The organism is Bartonella sp. B10834G3, assembly GCF_016102505.1.
Classification (GTDB): Bacteria; Pseudomonadota; Alphaproteobacteria; order Rhizobiales; family Rhizobiaceae; genus Bartonella; species Bartonella choladocola.
Genome location: NZ_JACFOM010000001.1, coordinates 681,217 through 698,977 on the forward strand (window position 1 = coordinate 681,217; position 17,761 = coordinate 698,977).

At 46.0% G+C, this 17,761-nt stretch carries 15 protein-coding genes and 1 pseudogene; 9 read left to right on the forward strand and 7 right to left on the reverse strand.

Annotation, left to right across the window (positions count from 1 at the left end; genetic code table 11):
* Positions 1–71 precede the first annotated feature (71 nt).
* A complete protein-coding gene (locus H3S94_RS02920; RefSeq protein ID WP_198240232.1) occupies positions 72–416 on the reverse strand; it encodes a RidA family protein in 345 nt (114 codons plus the stop codon).
* A 120-nt stretch (positions 417–536) separates the two neighbouring features.
* Here H3S94_RS02920 and hrpB point away from each other — a divergent pair, with 120 nt between their 5' ends.
* The 3 genes from hrpB to H3S94_RS02935 all read left to right on the forward strand — a co-directional run bounded on the left by hrpB (position 537) and on the right by H3S94_RS02935 (position 5,050).
* On the forward strand, positions 537–3,020 hold the full coding sequence (gene hrpB, locus H3S94_RS02925; protein WP_198240233.1) for an ATP-dependent helicase HrpB: 2,484 nt from the start codon (positions 537–539) through the stop codon (positions 3,018–3,020).
* A 95-nt stretch (positions 3,021–3,115) separates the two neighbouring features.
* Positions 3,116–4,417, forward strand: a complete 1,302-nt coding sequence (locus tag H3S94_RS02930) for an ActS/PrrB/RegB family redox-sensitive histidine kinase (RefSeq protein ID WP_077990510.1) — start codon at positions 3,116–3,118, stop codon at positions 4,415–4,417.
* A gap of 72 nt (positions 4,418–4,489) precedes the next feature.
* Positions 4,490–5,050 (forward strand): ActR/PrrA/RegA family redox response regulator transcription factor, encoded by a 561-nt coding sequence (locus tag H3S94_RS02935; RefSeq protein WP_077990508.1) that lies wholly within the window; start codon positions 4,490–4,492, stop codon positions 5,048–5,050.
* 183 nt (positions 5,051–5,233) lie between these two features.
* Here H3S94_RS02935 and H3S94_RS02940 read toward each other — a convergent pair whose 3' ends face one another.
* Positions 5,234–5,737, reverse strand: coding sequence for an MmcB family DNA repair protein (locus H3S94_RS02940; RefSeq protein WP_077990507.1), 504 nt, complete (start codon positions 5,735–5,737; stop codon positions 5,234–5,236).
* Between the two features lie 133 nt (positions 5,738–5,870).
* Entirely contained in the window at positions 5,871–6,590 is a 720-nt protein-coding gene (locus H3S94_RS02945; protein ID WP_077990505.1) for an arylesterase, read from the reverse strand.
* 70 nt (positions 6,591–6,660) lie between these two features.
* Between H3S94_RS02945 and H3S94_RS02950 the strand changes: the two genes are divergently transcribed.
* The 3 genes from H3S94_RS02950 to H3S94_RS02960 all read left to right on the forward strand — a co-directional run bounded on the left by H3S94_RS02950 (position 6,661) and on the right by H3S94_RS02960 (position 10,834).
* A complete protein-coding gene (locus H3S94_RS02950; RefSeq protein ID WP_077990504.1) occupies positions 6,661–7,350 on the forward strand; it encodes an ABC transporter ATP-binding protein in 690 nt (229 codons plus the stop codon).
* On the forward strand, positions 7,347–9,896 hold the full coding sequence (locus H3S94_RS02955; protein WP_198240234.1) for an ABC transporter permease: 2,550 nt from the start codon (positions 7,347–7,349) through the stop codon (positions 9,894–9,896). The genes H3S94_RS02950 and H3S94_RS02955 overlap by 4 nt, the downstream gene beginning before the upstream one ends.
* Before the next feature lie 167 nt (positions 9,897–10,063).
* Positions 10,064–10,834, forward strand: coding sequence for a Bax inhibitor-1/YccA family protein (locus H3S94_RS02960; RefSeq protein WP_198240235.1), 771 nt, complete (start codon positions 10,064–10,066; stop codon positions 10,832–10,834).
* A gap of 177 nt (positions 10,835–11,011) precedes the next feature.
* Here H3S94_RS02960 and H3S94_RS02965 read toward each other — a convergent pair.
* Positions 11,012–11,302: pseudogene (locus H3S94_RS02965) on the reverse strand (DUF2794 domain-containing protein); the annotation flags it as partial.
* Between the two features lie 292 nt (positions 11,303–11,594).
* On the opposite strand from H3S94_RS02965, the gene H3S94_RS02970 reads away from it, so the two are divergent.
* Entirely contained in the window at positions 11,595–12,482 is an 888-nt protein-coding gene (locus H3S94_RS02970) for an endonuclease/exonuclease/phosphatase family protein (protein ID WP_198240236.1), read from the forward strand.
* 211 nt (positions 12,483–12,693) lie between these two features.
* On the opposite strand, the gene H3S94_RS02975 is transcribed toward H3S94_RS02970, so the two are convergent.
* Positions 12,694–14,154: a phospholipase D-like domain-containing protein gene (locus H3S94_RS02975; RefSeq protein ID WP_198240237.1), complete on the reverse strand. Its 1,461-nt coding sequence runs from the start codon at positions 14,152–14,154 to the stop codon at positions 12,694–12,696.
* A gap of 190 nt (positions 14,155–14,344) precedes the next feature.
* Between H3S94_RS02975 and H3S94_RS02980 the strand changes: the two genes are divergently transcribed.
* Entirely contained in the window at positions 14,345–14,917 is a 573-nt protein-coding gene (locus H3S94_RS02980; protein WP_077990497.1) for an HdeD family acid-resistance protein, read from the forward strand.
* Positions 14,918–14,969: 52 nt separating this feature from the next.
* On the opposite strand, the gene H3S94_RS02985 is transcribed toward H3S94_RS02980, so the two are convergent.
* Positions 14,970–15,362, reverse strand: a complete 393-nt coding sequence (locus H3S94_RS02985; RefSeq protein ID WP_198240238.1) for a septal ring lytic transglycosylase RlpA family protein — start codon at positions 15,360–15,362, stop codon at positions 14,970–14,972.
* Between the two features lie 176 nt (positions 15,363–15,538).
* On the opposite strand from H3S94_RS02985, the gene H3S94_RS02990 reads away from it, so the two are divergent.
* Positions 15,539–15,922, forward strand: a complete 384-nt coding sequence (locus tag H3S94_RS02990) for a YbaN family protein (RefSeq protein ID WP_077990493.1) — start codon at positions 15,539–15,541, stop codon at positions 15,920–15,922.
* A gap of 360 nt (positions 15,923–16,282) precedes the next feature.
* Here H3S94_RS02990 and H3S94_RS02995 read toward each other — a convergent pair whose 3' ends face one another.
* On the reverse strand, positions 16,283–16,903 hold the full coding sequence (locus tag H3S94_RS02995) for a L,D-transpeptidase (RefSeq protein ID WP_077990492.1): 621 nt from the start codon (positions 16,901–16,903) through the stop codon (positions 16,283–16,285).
* Positions 16,904–17,761 lie beyond the last annotated feature (858 nt).

Consider the following 17,761-nt stretch of genomic DNA (forward strand, 5'->3'; position numbering starts at 1 on the left):
AGACGGTTTTTTCCAGTTTTCTTTAACGAAGTGATGAAACCGCCGGTTATAAAATTTCGGGAGCCGACACATTAGAGAGCGGCTGTTACAATGATTTCTACCCGATAAAGAGGAGAGGCGAGCTGCGCTTCACAAGTTGCACGTGCGGGAGCTGAATCTTTTTCAAGCCACGCTTCCCAAACCTCGTTCATAACGTCAAAATCAACCATATCGGCAAGCCAGATTGTTGCTGATAAAATGCGCGATTTATCGGTTCCTGCCTGTTTCAAGAGGTGATCGATTGCAGCAAGTGCTTCTACCGTTTGTTCTTTGGTGGTTTTTCCGGGGCTGCCAACTTGCCCTGAAAGAAAAACTAGACCATTATAAATAACGGCTTCACTCATCCGTTTATTGGCATCAATACGTTTTATTGTCATAATATTTTCCCTTGATTAATCCTGCATTGTCAGGCTGTTTATTTATTGGCATTTGACGGGCGAAAGTCTATTTCTTTTGCGTGCCATAAAGATGTTCCAATAGTTATTCACAAAGCCTGTATGAACCAAGACCAACAAAATCTTCCTGTTAACGAAGCACTTCCTGCGCTCGATCAAGCGCTTCAAAACAATAATAAAGCCATTCTTGTTGCCCCGCCGGGTGCCGGAAAAACCACGCTTGTGCCGCTCCATTTGCTAAAACAGGATTGGTGCAGGGATAAAAAAATCATTCTGCTCGAACCGAGGCGCCTTGCGGCTCGTGCGGCTGCCCGCCAAATGGCAATGCGACTTGGAGAAAAAGTCGGTGAAACTGTCGGCTATATCATGCGCTTTGATAAAAAAATTTCCAAAAGCACGCGCATTGTTGTGGTGACCGAGGGGGTTTATTCGCGCATGGTTCTTGACGATCCCGAATTATCGGAGGTAGCAGCAGTTTTATTCGACGAATTTCATGAACGCAGTCTTGATGCCGATTTCGGCTTGGCACTGACGCTTGATATTCAGGATGGTTTAAGGCCCGATTTGAGAATTCTTGTGATGTCGGCAACACTTGACGGGGCGAGAATTTCCAAAATTCTTCAATCGGCTCCTTTGATAGAATCAAAGGGGCGGAGCTTTCCTGTCGACATCGTCTACCAACCCCGAAAGGTCGGGGACAATCTCGAAGAATCTATGGCAAAAACCATCTATCACTGGTTGTCGTCACAACCGGAAAATATTCTGGCCTTTTTGCCCGGACAAAGGGAAATAAACAAAACTGCACGTTTGCTTGCCGATATGGTTGATAAAAATACCATTATTGCTCCTCTTTACGGTGCAATGGATAGTAAAGAACAGGATTTGGCAATCAAACCGGCGGAACGGGGCAAGCGTAAAATTGTTCTTGCAACCTCCATTGCCGAAAGCTCGCTGACAATCGAGGGCGTCGGCGTTGTTATTGATAGCGGGCTTTCGCGGGTTCCGCTTTTTGAGCCTGCAACCGGAATAACAAGGCTGGAAACGGTTCGCGCTTCGCGTGCGTCCGTTGACCAGCGCGCCGGCCGCGCCGGAAGAACTTCGCATGGCATTGCCGTGCGTCTTTGGCATGAAGGGCAAACATCTTCACTTCCCGATTATCAAACCCCTGAAATATTGACCGCCGATCTTTCCGGCCTTTTGCTTGATAGCGCAGCCTTTGGCATCACCGATATATCGCAACTTGTTTTTCTTGACCCGCCGTCAAAACCGCAATTGAATGAAGCACGCGAACTGTTAAAAAAACTCGATGCCATTGATGAAAATGGACGCATCACCGCCATAGGCGAAAAAATGCGCAAAACCGCCTTGCCGGTACGCTTATCCGCCATGCTTATCAAAACAAAAACCATTGAAGAAATGCATTTGGCAAGCGAAATTGCAGTTATTTTGACAGAGCGCGGACTTGGCGGCAACGACGATGATATTGAACGCAGAATTGAAAAATTCCGTATAGACAAATCGGACAGAGCAAAAAAAGCGCGTTTACTGGTCAAGCGTCTTGTCAAACAACAATATCCTGATAGCAGTGATGATATTGATAATTTACCCCTCCTTTCCGCCGACCAGGCGGGACGGCTTCTGCTTTTTGCTTGGCCTGACCGTGTTGGCAAAGCAAGAGGCAATAACGGGCGCTTTTTAACAGCCAATGGAAGAGGCGTAGTCGCCGACGAATTATCGCCGTTTTTCAAAACAGATTATCTCGTGGTTGCCGATATGATGGGAAAAGCCGAAGAGGCGCGTATCATTACAGCCGCAAAAATCGACGAAGAAACAATCCGCACTGTTTTGAACGCCAAGATAGAAGGCCGCACAGAAATTTCTTTTGACGCGCAATCGCATTCCTTGCGTGCGCGAGAAATTCAAAAAATCGGGGCGGTTGTTCTTGGTGAAAAAACACTTCCGCTGCCGAAAGGTGAAAAAGCCGATCAGGCTGTTATTATGGCTATCCGCCGTTATGGGCTGAACATTCTCCCGTGGACAAAAAAGACCATTGCTTTAAGACAACGGCTTCAGTGGTTGCATCAAGGGCTTGGAGAACCGTGGCCCGATATGTCGGATAAAGAACTTTTAGAGAAGCTCGATGACTGGCTTTTACCCTTCCTGACAGGTGAACCGCAGCTTGATAGAATAAGAGACAATAGCATTTATAACGGTCTTGTTTCGCTTGTGCCTTATCAACTGCAAAATGAAATAGATAAAAAAGCGCCAACGCATTTTACAGTACCGACCGGCTCTGATATTGCGATCAATTATGAAGGAGAGGCTCCCCTTCTTTCGGTACGTGTTCAGGAACTGTTCGGACTCGACCGGCATCCCGCCATTGCCGACGGGCATATACCACTTGTTCTGGAACTCCTTTCCCCCTCGCACCGGCCAATACAGATTACGCGGGATTTGCCGGGCTTCTGGCGTGGTTCATGGGCTGATGTAAGAGCCGACATGCGCGGCCGTTATCCGAAACACCCGTGGCCGGAAGACCCGCTTTCTGCGGCTCCAACGCGACGGGCAAAACCTCGAACCGGTTGAAATCCGGACAATAATCGGCTTTAAACACATCATACGGGATTAGCCCGTCGAACTTTCCTTGAATAAAAAGCGGGTAACGTCGCAAAGGTAAAATGATGGAAAAGGAATTTTTTCAACGCACCTCCACCTATTCGCGTCGTTTGCGTTCGACGACACTTGTGCGTATCCGTTGGCTTGCGATTTTCAGCCAGACAATTACAATTGCTTTTGTTTCTGTTTATCTCGGATTTAAGTTTCCCATCATTCCATGCACAATATTGATTGCCGCATCCATCTGGCTCAATATTTTTCTGACCTTTTTTTATTCCATCAATGACCGCTTGTCATCCAATGTTGCAACTACAATACTGGGCGTCGATATTCTGCAATATGCGGCTTTGCTTTATTTGACAGGCGGTTTACAAAATCCGTTTTCGGTTTTGTTAATTGCACCCGCCGTAATATCTGCAACGTCTCTTCCGCGCAAACATATCATTTTTCTCAATCTTCTGGTTATCATTTTTGCCAGCATTCTTTCAACCTATTCGGAACCTTTGCCCTGGTATCCGGGGCGGACAATCGAGACACCACGGCTTCTTGTCGACGGTATATGGACGGCAATTGTTTCGTTCCTCATCTTCACGACAGCCTATGGTTACAGAGTGGCGGAAGAAACCAGAAGTCTGGCCGATGCGCTCAGCGCCACGGAACTCATCATGCAGCATGAAAAACACCTGTCCGAACTTGATGGTCTGGCTGCCGCCGCAGCGCATGAACTTGGAACACCGCTTGCAACAATCCAGCTTGTTGTCAAAGAAATGTACAACGGATTGAAGGATGATCCTGCAATCGGCGACGATTTAAGTCTTCTTTTAAGCCAGACAGAACGTTGCAGAAACATATTGAAACGTTTGACGACTCTTTCAAGCCAGGGTGAAGACCATCTTTCACATTTGAGCCTTCTGGAGCTTCTTCAGGAAGTTTCGGAACCTTTACGTGAATTCGGTATCGACATTATTATCGAAAAGGGCGAAACGGTCGGTGACGAACCGGTTTTTCCACGCAATCCCGGTATTTTGTATGGTCTCGGCAATCTTTTGGAAAATGCAGTCGATTTTGCGCGCAGCAAAATCATTATCCAGTATAAATGGAATGAAAAATATGTTGCCTTGACTATTATTGATGATGGCCATGGTTATGACCCGTCAATTCTTGATCGCATCGGCGAGCCTTATACGACAAGCCGCCATGCCGACAGTCAGGGCGGGGGATTGGGACTTGGATTGTTTATTGCCAAAACACTTCTCGAAAGATCCGGTGCGCTTTTGCGTTTCAGGAATAGTCCGAAAAAAGAATATGGTGCAGAAGTTTATCTGGCATGGAGTCGAAAGAGCCTGACCAAGACCAAGACGATTTGACATTTTGTCGCAGTCAAGGCTAATGTTGACAGCCAAACGATACATTTGGACCTACCGGATAAAGGACAATGCATGACTGATACTGCACATAATCAGGACGCGATTGGAGCCGATACTTCATTGCTTCTGGTTGACGATGACAAGCCGTTTCTCCACCGTCTCGCACGTGCCATGGAAGCACGTGGCTTCAGTGTGACCATGGCCGAATCAGTGCAGGACGGAATCGCCAATGTGCGTCATAATCCACCCGCCTATGCGGTGGTAGATCTCAAATTGGGTGATGGCAACGGACTTGATGTCATCGAGGAAATTCGTAAATGCCGTTCTGATACCCATATGATTGTATTGACCGGCTATGGCAATATTGCTTCGGCGGTTAACGCTGTAAAGCTCGGTGCAATCGATTATCTCTCGAAACCTGCCGATGCCGACGATATATTCGGTGCTCTTACCCGCCACGCTGGCGAAAAAGCTCCGGTTCCGGAAAACCCCATGTCGGCTGATCGTGTACGCTGGGAACACATCCAGCGCGTTTATGAAATGTGTGATCGTAACGTTTCAGAAACTGCCCGCAGATTGAACATGCACCGGCGCACCTTGCAACGCATTCTGGCAAAACGCGCGCCAAGGTGAAATGATATTCTTCCGGCCGGAATAAAAGCGACGCGAACGAAAGTGACAAGAGCAACAATCCGGACATAGCAAGCCGTTAAATAATAACATATTCTGAAGTAGCGCTTGCTCGAAATTGCTCATTGGCAGCCAAAAGTAAAACGCGAAAAGCTTGCCCTTTCCGGTTTATTGTCAAATGCGCAATCAATCGGATTTTTCATCGCTATCAACAGCAAGATCAAATCCATCAAGCTCGGCTTTCGTCAGTCTTCTTGCTGCAACCCTTGAAAAACGCAACATGACCGATTTACGGGTTGCTGCCGACATACGGTGTTCGGGGGCGTCGCGCATGATATAGCCGTCAAACCCGTCAGCAAGAATAAACCCGCAACTTTCCGGAAACAGTTCCATTGGGACTTCGGCGTGGCTTGCGAAATAAAGTCTGTCACAATGGGCGCGATAATCCTGCCATTTATGATCTGCCTTCAAATCTCCGATTGATGATTTGATCTCGACAATAATCACTTCACCCTTGCGCCCTATTCCAACGAGATCGGCGCGCCTTCCGTCGGCAAGTGGCAACTCGCTTAAAACCGGAATGCCAAGCCGCAAAAAAAGCCTTTGTACGCCATGACGCACCATTAAAGCTTTTTCGGATTGTCGCCCATCGTCAAGAGGATGTTCTTTATGGAGATTGATAATCGGCATAACAGGATATTCGGATTTTTCCTTTCAAATCCCGTATAACGGGAATTGGTTTTATTTAGTAACTTTTTATCGACAAGGTTCCAGAACGGATGGTCGCAATAAACGTGATCGGCAAAAATTGACTGCCACCCGCTTATTGGTGGTTTACTCCTAATCCGTTCAACGTTTTTTCAATCATCGGCAACATTTTTTCAACAATAACAGTAACGCCTTTGTCGTTTGGATGTTTCCCGTCATCAAGCTGCAAATCCTGATGCCCTGCTACGCCTTCCAAAAAGAAAGGATAGAAAGCCGTATGATATTTGTCGGCAAGGCGCGGGTAGATGGCTTCAAATTGTCCGGCTTTGTCCTTGCCATAATTGGGGGCACTTTTCATGCCGACCAGTATGACGGGGATTTTGCGATCTTTCAGCCGCGACAACATAAAATCGAGATTATCCTCGGTTACCTTGGGGTCGATGCCGCGCAACATATCATTGGCACCGAGTTCTAAAATGACGAGGCCGGTCTGATCCGGCACCGACCAGTCGATGCGCTCTCTGCCACCGGTTGTTGTATCACCTGAAACGCCGGCATTGATTACCGATATGTTGTAATTTTTCGCCTGCAATGCTGCTTCAAGGACAGCAGTAAACGACTTGTCGACGGGGAGCCTGTAACCTGCCATCAGGCTATCGCCGAAACCGACAATCTGGAAAGGGCGTGGCGGGGCCAAGTCATCATCGAGAACCGGTGTTTCACTGTCTTCCCGCGCCGGTTCGTCAATTTGACCGGCTTGTTGGGCGGATGCAGGAAAAACCGCAATGCTGCCTAGAAAAAGCCCGATGAATGCACAAATAAAAGGCCGCAACATTTTTTACCCCTCGGCGTGAAGTATCGTTATAATCCTAGATCAGTTTGTGACATAAGAACAGGAGTTATTTGTGGCAAGAGCTTTGGTTGAACTCAAAAATATTGATCTTACTCTTGGTGAAGGTAGTTCTCGCGTTCACGTTTTAAAGAATCTGTCACTGGAGATACATCGCGGTGAAACTGTCGGTATTGTTGGCCCATCCGGTTCCGGCAAGTCAACATTGCTTATGGTGCTTGCAGGGCTAGAGAAAATTGACAGTGGCGAAATATTCATTGCCGATACGCGTATTGACAAGATGAATGAAGATGAAGCAGCGCTTTTTCGCGGGCAGAATATCGGCATTGTTTTTCAATCATTCCAGCTTATTCCAAATATGACAGCTTGGGAAAACGCCGCTGTTCCGCTTGAACTTTCGGGAAATGCCGACGCTTTCGATATTGCAAAACAGGAACTTGAACATGTGGGACTTGGCGAACGTCTCGATCATTACCCCGCGACATTATCAGGTGGCGAGCAGCAGCGCGTTGCCATTGCACGTGCACTCTCGCCCAATCCCCGCATATTGATTGCCGACGAACCCACCGGCAATCTCGACACCGATACCGGTAAAACCATAGCAGATCTCATTTTCAAACGTGCCGCAGAGCATGGATTGACAACCGTTCTTGTTACCCATGACAGAAGCCTTGCCGCGCGATGCGGGCGTCAGATTTATGTACGAAACGGTTTGATCGAAAAAGACAGCGGAGCGGCAGTATGAGCCTGTTTCAGGAACTTCGCCTCGCTTGGCGGTTTTGTTTGCGAGAAATGCGCAGCGGCTTGAACGGGTTTTATATTTTCCTGTGTCTTATTATATTGGGTGTTGCAGCCATTGGTGGTGTCGACGGTGTTTCGCGAAATATTTCCCGCGAAATTAACGATCAGGGGCAGCTTATCCTTGCCGGTGATATACGTTTCGGCCTGACCCAGCGCGAAGCAAACGAACAGGAATTGGCATTTTTCAAAGCCAATGGCAAAGTATCCGAAAGCATTCTTATGCGTTCCATGGCACGACGCGCCGATACAAGTGACAGCACATTGGTCGAAATAAAGGCTGTCGACAGCTTCTATCCGCTTTATGGTACGTTAAAGACCTTGCCACCGGCGGGAAACGAAGATCTGTTCAAAAAAGACGATCAGGGTTTTGGTGTTGTTGCCCAGAAACTTCTCATGGAGCGGCTTCAACTTCATATCGGCGACAAAATTAAAATTGGCGATCGTGATTTTACAATTCGCGCTGTTCTCGACGAAGAACCCGATCTTTTGTCGGAAGGTTTCCAGCTTGGCCCACGGCTTTTCATGTCGATTGATGCCTTACGTGAAACGGGATTGCTGGTTCCGGGAAGCTTGCGCAATTTTGTCTATAAAATTGCGCTCGACAATAGCTCCGACAGTTTCCTGCACGACCTCCAACACAATCATGAAAAACAGTTTTCGGATAATGGTTGGTCTATCCGCAGTCGCGTTGATGCCGCTCCGGTTTTGCAAAAAAACATTGAACGTTTTACAAGTTTTCTTACCCTCATAGGGCTGACAGCACTCATTGTCGGCGGCGTAGGAATTGCAAATTCTGTCAACGCCTATATGGACAAAAAACGCAAGGTTATTGCCATATTCAAAGCCCTTGGTGCACGTTCGCGTTTGATTATCGAAATCTATTTTTCACAAATCATGCTCATCGCGCTGATCGGAATTATAATAGGACTTGTTTTTGCGACGATCATTCCCTTTGCGGCAAGCCTTATCATTCGCCAATATCTACCTTTTTTCGGAGAAGCGCATTTTTCACCGATCAGTCTGGTACTTGCAATTATCTTTGCATTGTTGACGACAGCAGCTTTTGCCATTTTGCCTCTATCGCGTTCGCGCTTTACGTCCGTAACAACGCTCCTTCATCCTTTTGGCGGGGAAGAGGATAAAAAATCCGACAAATCCGGATGGTTGTTGACCGCAATATTATTGCTTGTAACAGCTACTCTCGCAATTTTAACCGCTTCTGACAAACGATTGGCCTTTATCTTCATCATCGCTGTCATCGTCGTCTTCCTCGTATTGAGAGGCGTTGCTTCGGCCATTACTTTTGCTGCACGCAAATGTGCCCATATGCGCTCAACGATCTTGCGCGTTGCTATCGGCAATATTTATCGCCCGCGCTCCATTACACCTTCGGTTGTTCTGGCACTTGGCCTCGGTCTGACATTGCTTGTTACGCTTTCGACAATCGATAATAATTTAAGAGCCGAACTTTCCGGCTCCGTTCCTGAAAAAGCGCCCGATTTCTTTTTCATGGATATTCTGAAAAGCGATGCCGAGGATTTTTCAAATTTTCTGAAACAATATGATCCTTCCGGAACCTTCAGGATGATGCCGACATTGCGCGCCCGTATTACAAAAATAAACGGTGAACCGGTAAAGAACAGAAAAGTAAAAGAAGAGAGTGAATGGGTCTTACGCGGTGACCGCAATATAACCTATTCTGAAACCATGCCCGAAAATACCGTTCTTTCCGAAGGCCAATGGTGGAAAAATGACAGTAACAAAGCCATAGAAGTATCGGTTTCCAATCGGGAAGCAAAAGGGCTTTTTCTAAAACTTGGCGATACGATAACTGTCAATATATCGGGGCGGGAAATAACCGCCCGCATCACCAGTTTTCGTCGTGTCGACTGGGACTCGTTCGCCATGAATTTTGTCATGATTTTTTCGCCGGAAGCCTTGAAAGGTGCGCCACATGTTTTTCTCGCAACTTTCAAAGAAGGGGGCAATCATCCGGTTGACGAAGCCGGATTAATGCGTGAAATCGCCAGCCGTTTTCCTTCAATTACGGTGGTTCCGGTTCATCAGGTACTTGATGACGCAAGAAAAATAGTTGATGAAATCGGCATAGCTATTCGTGCATCCTCGACAATAGCCATTATGGCTGCAATCCTTGTCCTGATCGGCATACTTTCTTCAACCAACCAGTCGCGCATTCATGATGCCGTTATCTTGAAAACTTTGGGAGCAACCCGCAAAATGCTCTTTAAAGCCTATTTTGCAGAATATGCAATTGTCGGCTTGGCAACAGCAATATTTGCATTTGTTGCCGGAACAGTTGCCGGTTCCTTGATTGGCCGATACAAAATGGAAATAATCAACATCCATTTTTCATTCACTTCCGGTATTGCCGTCATTTGCACGGCACTTATTCTGACCATCGGCTTCGGCCTTATCGGAACCTGGCATATATTGAGTGAAAAACCGTCACGTTTTCTAAAAGAATTGTAATCTATTCCGGATGATGCGAGACTTGTTTTTTTTCAAATTAATGCCCATAATATCAGATAGGCATGCTGGGGTTCCGCCAGCGGCGCCCGGGATTAGAATGGGGGAATCACTTTTTTTGAACCATTTTGCCCGACACCGTCCGGAACACAAGCTAAAGGATTATTTATATGGCTGATTTTAGAAACTTTCGCCCGACAAGCGCAACTCAGGCCGATGCTTCCATCGACATGGGACTGCGCAGTTATATGCTTGGCGTTTACAATGCAATGGCAATCGGGCTTGTTATTACGGGTATTGCAGCATTTGTTATCGCTTCACTTGCAACATCGAGTGACCCGACACCTTACATGTTGCCAAACGGCGTTTATCTGACATCATTCGGTGTAACTTTCTATACTTCACCGTTTGCTTATGTTGTGATGTTTGCTCCGCTCATTGCAGTGTTCTTTTTGAGCTTCAAAATCGGGTCGTTAAGCACAAGTTCGGCACGTATGCTGTTTTTTGTTTATGCAGCACTCGTAGGATTGTCGCTTTCATCCATTATTCTGCGCTACACACCTGCAAGCATTACACAAACATTCTTCATTTCAGCGGCCGCTTTCGGTTCCCTGTCGCTTTACGGTTATACGACAAAGCGTGATCTGACAGGTATGGGGTCGTTCCTGTTTATGGGATTGATCGGCCTTCTGTTGGCCATGGTTGTCAATCTTTTTCTGGGGTCGAATGCACTGCAATTTGCCATCTCGATTATCGGTGTTCTCATTTTTGCCGGTCTTACCGCTTATGACACCCAGACAATCAAAGTTATGTATTATGAAGGTGATGAAGCCGAAACACGTGGCCGCAAGGTTGTGATGGGTGCTTTGACACTCTATCTCGATTTCATCAATATGTTTGTCTTCCTGTTGCAATTCCTCGGACAGAATCGCAATTCATAAAGAATTCAAACAAAACCGTTCTTTAAACCCCGTCTTTTTTAAAGACGGGGTTTTCTTTTTAACGATTTTTCTTTTTCTTGAATTCTTATTCGTCTCTTCAAAAAAGTCCTTGTTCGCCTGTTTAAAAATTGGCAAACATCAGTGCTGCTTTCCGCAACAACACCTTCAATGACAAGCTCAGACAATTTTGAAGAGCTTCTTGTCAAAAACTTTCAGAACATTGCGGAGTTCCTTGCCGCGTTTCAGGATCAATCCGCTTGCTGCAATGACACTGTAAGCACCTTGACGGTTCGCCAATTTCGGGTTTTTCTCGACACGATAAAGCGGTATTTCAGCGGTTCGGCGAAAAATGGAAAACACCGCTTTGTCATCCAGATGGTCAATCGCGTAATCGCGCCATTCGCCGGCAGCCACCATTTGTCCATAGACACGTAATATCGCATTCAATTCGATACGGTTAAAGGCAACAGGGCCGGAATGTTTTTTGAAACTGTTTTGTGAAAAAGCTTCGATTATAATTGCTTGATCGTCGCTCATATCAACCATGGTGTTTATCTTCCATTTTTTGCAGGCGTTGGTGTCCCATTTTAAATGGTTATGCAACCTGTCTCGCGGCAATTAAATCTTTTATCATATTTTGGTGAAAAAATAGGTGGTAATAGTCTTCAATTTCAAGCGACAAAGCTTGTAGTTTTATAGCTGTCACTTCATATAATAATCAAAGCTTTCGAGCGGGGCAAATCTGCTTTCAGAAAAAATCATGGACATCCTTAAAAATAAAAAGTTCCATTGGCCAAGCCAATTAAGTCAAAAAGCCCTCCAGACAAGATTATTGCAGGCTGTCCGCAATCGTCATGGACACCGTCCGAAAGATGCCGATCGTGACACTTACGATATGGTCGTCGGCTCATACAATATTCATAAATGTGTCGGTGTCGACAATGTGTTCGATCCGGAGCGGATTGTACATGTCGTTGCCGAACTCAATCCCGATATTATGGCTTTTCAGGAAGCTGACAAGCGTTTCGGTGAAAGAATAGGTTTGCTTGATCCGGAACTTCTGAAATCGGAAACCGGTTTGGAGCGTGTACCAATCAATACAATGTCCCCACGCGGATTAGGTTGGCATGGCAATGCCCTTTTCATGCGCAATGGGAAAGTCAAAGATATTGTCCAACTGAAACTGCCCGGCGTTGAACCGCGTGGTGCGCTCATCGTCGAACTCGATATGCCAGTCGGGCTTATCCGCATTGTTGCCGCTCATTTCGGTCTCTTGCACCATTCAAGGATTCAACAGGCAAAGCTTATTTTGTCTATTCTGAAAAAACGTGAAATCATGCCGACAATCATGATCGGCGATTTGAACGAATGGAGATTGGGCAGAACATCGTCTCTCAAAAGCCTTGCTCCGTTTTTTGATTTGCGCTTGGGAACATTGCCGAGTTTTCCTTCGCGCTTTCCTGTTTTGGCGCTCGACCGTGTTTTTGCCTATCCGCATGAACTCGTTTCCAATATAGAAATCCATAACTCGCCGCTTGCACGGCTTGCTTCCGACCATTTGCCTATCAAAGCGGAAATCGACCTTGAGGGAGCAACCAAACTGCTCCAGGAACGGGCGAAACGTGAAACAGAAACATTTACGGAATAATTCCGTTTATAAAGCCGGAAAAACAGGTTGAAGCCGGAAAACGATTGTTTAAACGGCACTCCCCTGTTTCGAGAGGCTCGAAACACATCGAGCTCATCAGTTTCAGGCACTTAGTTTTCGTCAATAGAGGCCGATTTTCCGGTAGATAAAGAACTTTTATAACGACAATAGCCCCATGTCGCGACAGCGCAATCGACAGCTTGGAAAAATATCAAAGATAGGGCGAACCTAGCCAGATAACCCTGTCAATCAAACGCGAAAGAAATGGCCGATTTATAAGATCTTCCATTCTGACTTCACGCGCATCTTCCTGCTCATGCTGTATTTTTTCAGAAAGATAGCGGGCAAGTGTTTCGTCGAATATTTCCATATCAATCTCGAAATTCAATCTTAATGAACGCGAGTCAAGATTGGATGAACCGACATAGCTCCAGCGATCGTCGATCTCCATGAGTTTTGAATGATTGAAAGGCCCTTTTGCACGCCATATACGGCACCCGTCACGCAAAAGCTGATCGAATTGGGCACGCATGGCCCGGTCGACAAGTTTCAAATTGTTATTTCCCGGCACGATAATATCAACGTCGACACCGCGACGGGCGGCTGTTACCAGCGCGCTAATCAATTCCCTGTCGGGTAAAAGATAGGGTGTCATGATACGAATATGCTTTTCTGCAAGCGAGAATGCACCGATCAACATGCGTTGGTTTGTTTCGATCAAACGGTCGGGACCGGTTGGTACAACGCGGACGCAGACACCTTCATCGGATTTTTCCTTGATTGCCGGAATAGCCCAGATTTTGGTGTCGAGGTTTTCCCCTTTGGCAAAAGCCCAATCATTGGCTGCGACCGAAAAAATATCGGCAACAGCCGGCCCTTCCACGCGAAAATGGGTATCGTCGGCGGTTTTTTCACCGCTGAATGTCTGTGAAAAACCGGCACGGATATTCATACCGCCAGTAAAAGCAACACTCCCGTCGACAACCAGAATTTTTCTGTGCGTGCGCAAATTGGCATAAGGCAAACGTAAACCGATAATAATATTGCCGTTAAAAACCGCGACGGGGACTTTTTCACGCCGTAAATCACGGACAATCGAAGGGATTGAATAGCGCGCACCGACCGCATCAATAAGAACACGCACCTCGACACCGCGGCGAACAGCAGCAGACAAAGCTTCAACAAAAAGCTCCCCCATATCGTCGCGGTCAAAAATGTAACATTCGAGAATCAAACAACGCTTGGCCGCACCGATTGCGCTTAACATAGCACTATAAGCTTCATCGCCATTATCAAGAACTGTTAAATGATTGCCGCGCGTCATCCGGCCAAGGCTTACATGATCGCCAAGTTTTTTCATGGGCGCAGCAAGACGCCCGAACCGGTTCAGAATATAACTATCCGAACAATCATACTTATCGGCACGCGCATGACCTTTGCTGCCGGCGTGCCGGTGCCGTTTATAAACAACATTGTTATGAATGCGGTTGATACCGAAAATACCATAGATGACAGCACCCAAAACGGGCGAAAGCATAATGACACCAACCCACCCGATAGCGGTGCGAACCTCCTGCTTTGTCATAGTGGCATGGATTGCAGCACCAAGCCCCAGAAAAAACGACAATAAGGCTAGGATATGCGGCCAATAATTTTCAATAAACACATGCATTGGTTACTTTACTTTCATTGGTCTTCATAAAGGTCGATAACCGCGATAATGATGAACCTGCTTTTTTTCTATGTTATTTCTTTTTATATTCTATGATAACGGTAACGCGAAAATGGTATTGCCCATGTCAAATAGCAATGCCATAAAACGCATTCTTCTGAAACAGTCATTTTGAAAAGGAAAAACCGTCGTGAGTTCAAATAATTGGAATCCCCTGGATGGTGCAAGCGAGCTATCGGCGAAATGGGGGTGGTTTTTGGTTCTTGGAATTATCCTTCTGCTTGTCGGCATTGTTGCAGCATTTACTTTGCCATTCGCAACAGAAGCTGTCGCTATCTATATCGGACTTATGATGCTGGTGGGTGGTATTGTGCAGCTCATTCATGCATTCGGCGTTAAAAGCTGGGGACGTTTTTTCTACTGGCTGCTCGCAGGTATTCTTTATACGTTCGGTGGCATTGTCTGCCTTATCCAGCCAATTCTGGCGGCTGCCGTGTTTACATTCCTGCTCGGCTTCCTGCTTGTTGTAGCCGGTGTTATCCGTGTTGTTATCGGCTTCCAGAGCCGCGAACTCAAAGGCCATGGGTGGATTATTGCAGCCGGTATTATTACCGCTATTGCCGGTCTCGTTATCACAACCGGTTGGCCTGCCAACACACTTTGGGTTCTCGGCCTGTTTCTGTCGATCGACCTTATCTTTCAGGGATGGGGCTGGATCGGTTTTGCAATCGGCTTGCGGTCACTCAAAAATTTTGGCAAATAATATGCCAAAATAAAAAGGGGAAGACAGTGCTTCCCCTTTTTCTCTATTGCTTTCAGCTTAACCGTTCATAACAAACATTGGTTAACCCGTTTTGGACAAAACCGAGTTGACTGGCTGCCCCTTTGGACAAATCCAGAATCCGACCGGTAATAAATGGGCCGCGATCATTGATACGCACAATAATCGATTTTCCATTGAACTTGTTGGTCACTCTGATTTTGCTTCCAAGCGGTAATGTCTTATGCGCGGCTGTCATAGCGAAGGGATTCATCTTTTCGCCTGAAGCTGTTTTGGAATGCAATGCATACCAGGATGCACCACCGCATTGCCCACCATGATTGATATGACCATGACTAAGCGCCGCGTTACCAAAACTGGAAAAACAGACAACAAAAATTGCTGTCAGGAACGATAGAAGTCTTTTTTTATCGGTCAAAAAACACATATCCTGCTAACTGGTTAGAGTTTCGGGGGATTAAGCGAATGAGGTTTCTTAACCGATGGTTGTGTTGTTCACATGGCTGTGAAAAGGCATTTTTGCCATTATTATCAATTATTTGCCCTATTTTTGGACAAATTATTGTACAACTATGAGTTTTTAAAAAGTGTAGATATCAGACGATGAAAGAGTTCAATACTCCTGCACCATTGCGTATAGTTTATCTGGTTATAGGCTGTCTTATGGTCGTTCTGGGCATTATCGGAGCTGTTTTGCCCATTATGCCGACGGTGCCGTTTTTGCTTGTCGCATCCTGGTGTTTCGCAAGGTCATCTCCGCGTTTTCACAATTGGCTTCATCATCATAAAATTTTCGGCCCCCCTATCAAGCAATGGGAAGAACGCGGGGTCATATCGCCTTTTATCAAATTTCTGGCCGTCGGGGGGATGGCTATAGGATTTTGCTCGTTTATGTTGATAGCACAGCCGGTTCTATGGCTGGCGCTCGCAACAATTTGCATTTTGATTGTGATTTCGATTTATATCCTGACGCGGCCATCCCGTTAAAGAGCGTGCCGCCCCTGACGATTGAAAATAATTCGACCATTGCTTGAGCGGAATATATGAATGACCGGAATAACTGAATGACCCGAATATGCCGTTGAGACCGGCATTTAGCGAAAGAATTGAGCGGATTTTATCTGTCTTTTCTGTTGCATCAACTTGAAAAACCCGACAAGTGATAAAAGTCGGGAACTTCCCTTTCTTGAGCAAGCCAAAAATAATGTAGCCGAAAAATAATATTGAAAAATAAAAAGCGCGGAAAAAATCCGCGCTTCAATAAAGGGGAAAACTTTGTTCCCTATTTAACGAGCGTAACCCCGATTATTTTACGATAACCCCCGATTATTTTACGATAACCCCCGATTATTTTACGATAACCTTTGCGCCAACTTCCGCACGATTATAAAGATCTATAATATCCTGATTGATAAGGCGGATGCATCCGGATGAAACATTGGTACCGATCGTCCACCATTCAGGCGTGCCATGCAGCCTGAACATGCTGTCCTTGCCATCTTTATAAAGATAGAGCGCACGCGCACCAAGCGGGTTTTGCAAGCCCGGTTTCATTCCACCGGCAAATTCTTTCAATTCCGGCTGGCGTACCAACATACGCTGTGGCGGAACCCAGGCTGGCCATTCCGCCTTGCGTCCGATTGTTGCATTCCCCGTCCAACGGAATCCGTCACGCCCCACGCCAATGCCATAACGCATGGCCTTGCCATCCGGCATGATGTAATAAAGGTGCTTGTTGGCAGTATCAATAATAATTGTTCCCGGCTTTTCATCTGTCGGATAGGCTACAATCTGCCGGCGAAATTCCGGTTTGATCTCGTTTGCCTTGATTGCGGGAATAATAAATCCGCCATCATTAACCTGAGAATAGGCCGCAAGCGTCGATGACGAGCCTCCCGTGGTTGTACAACCGGCAAGTGTTGCACTAGCCAAAAGGCTGGCAGCAACCAGAATAGTTTTTACGCGCATATTCCCCTCTTCATTGTTTCAATCGAGATTGTTTCAATCAAGGCAGTTAAAACGAATCAGCTTCGTGTAGCCCAATTAAATACGTGATAATTAACAGAATGTTAACCTTATACAGTTTCCGTGATTTCGATTAAAAAACTTTTTACATCAAAATTCCAGCCGGAAAATACCCGCATAGAAATCGCAGCCGGTTTTTCCCGATAAACGTCTTTAACGGAACAGGCTTTTTGAAATTCTATAATAACTCGACTAATCACAGAAACCTGAAAAGAAATCCCGTATGAATTGGCTGTTCACCGAACTATAGGCACGTTTACGGGCTATAAGTTACTTTAAAAAGTAATGAAAAAATAAATCACCGGTTGAGAACTTCAAAGTCGACAATTCCCCATATTCAATTCAGGATTTAAATTGTTGTTTTCGGCATAAGGATTTTTTTATTGCTGATCTCGTATTTGTGATTCAACAAAACTTGTTTTTATTAGGAGAAAACGCCTTTAGACCTTAACATCCTTATCAGGATATTGATGGAAATTGTTGCGAAGGTTCCAGATTGCCATTTCGGCTCTTGGTTATCATTAAGCCAAATGGTGAATTTTCATCCGGCAAAATGATGAATTTTCATCCGGCAAAATGGTGAACGATCAGGCGGTTGATGAATATGAAATAGCGGGTGTTGTAATCAGGTGGCAAGAATTGGAGATTGCCAGATATTTTTCAAGAAAAAGAAAAAGGCCGCGCGGGAGGAGATGCGCAGCCTTTGATTCCGAATGCAGCTATGGGAGGAGGAGGTGCTGCATTCAACTTGCTGGATTTGGGAGGAGGAGTAATCCAGCAAGAGGAAAGATATTGCATGAG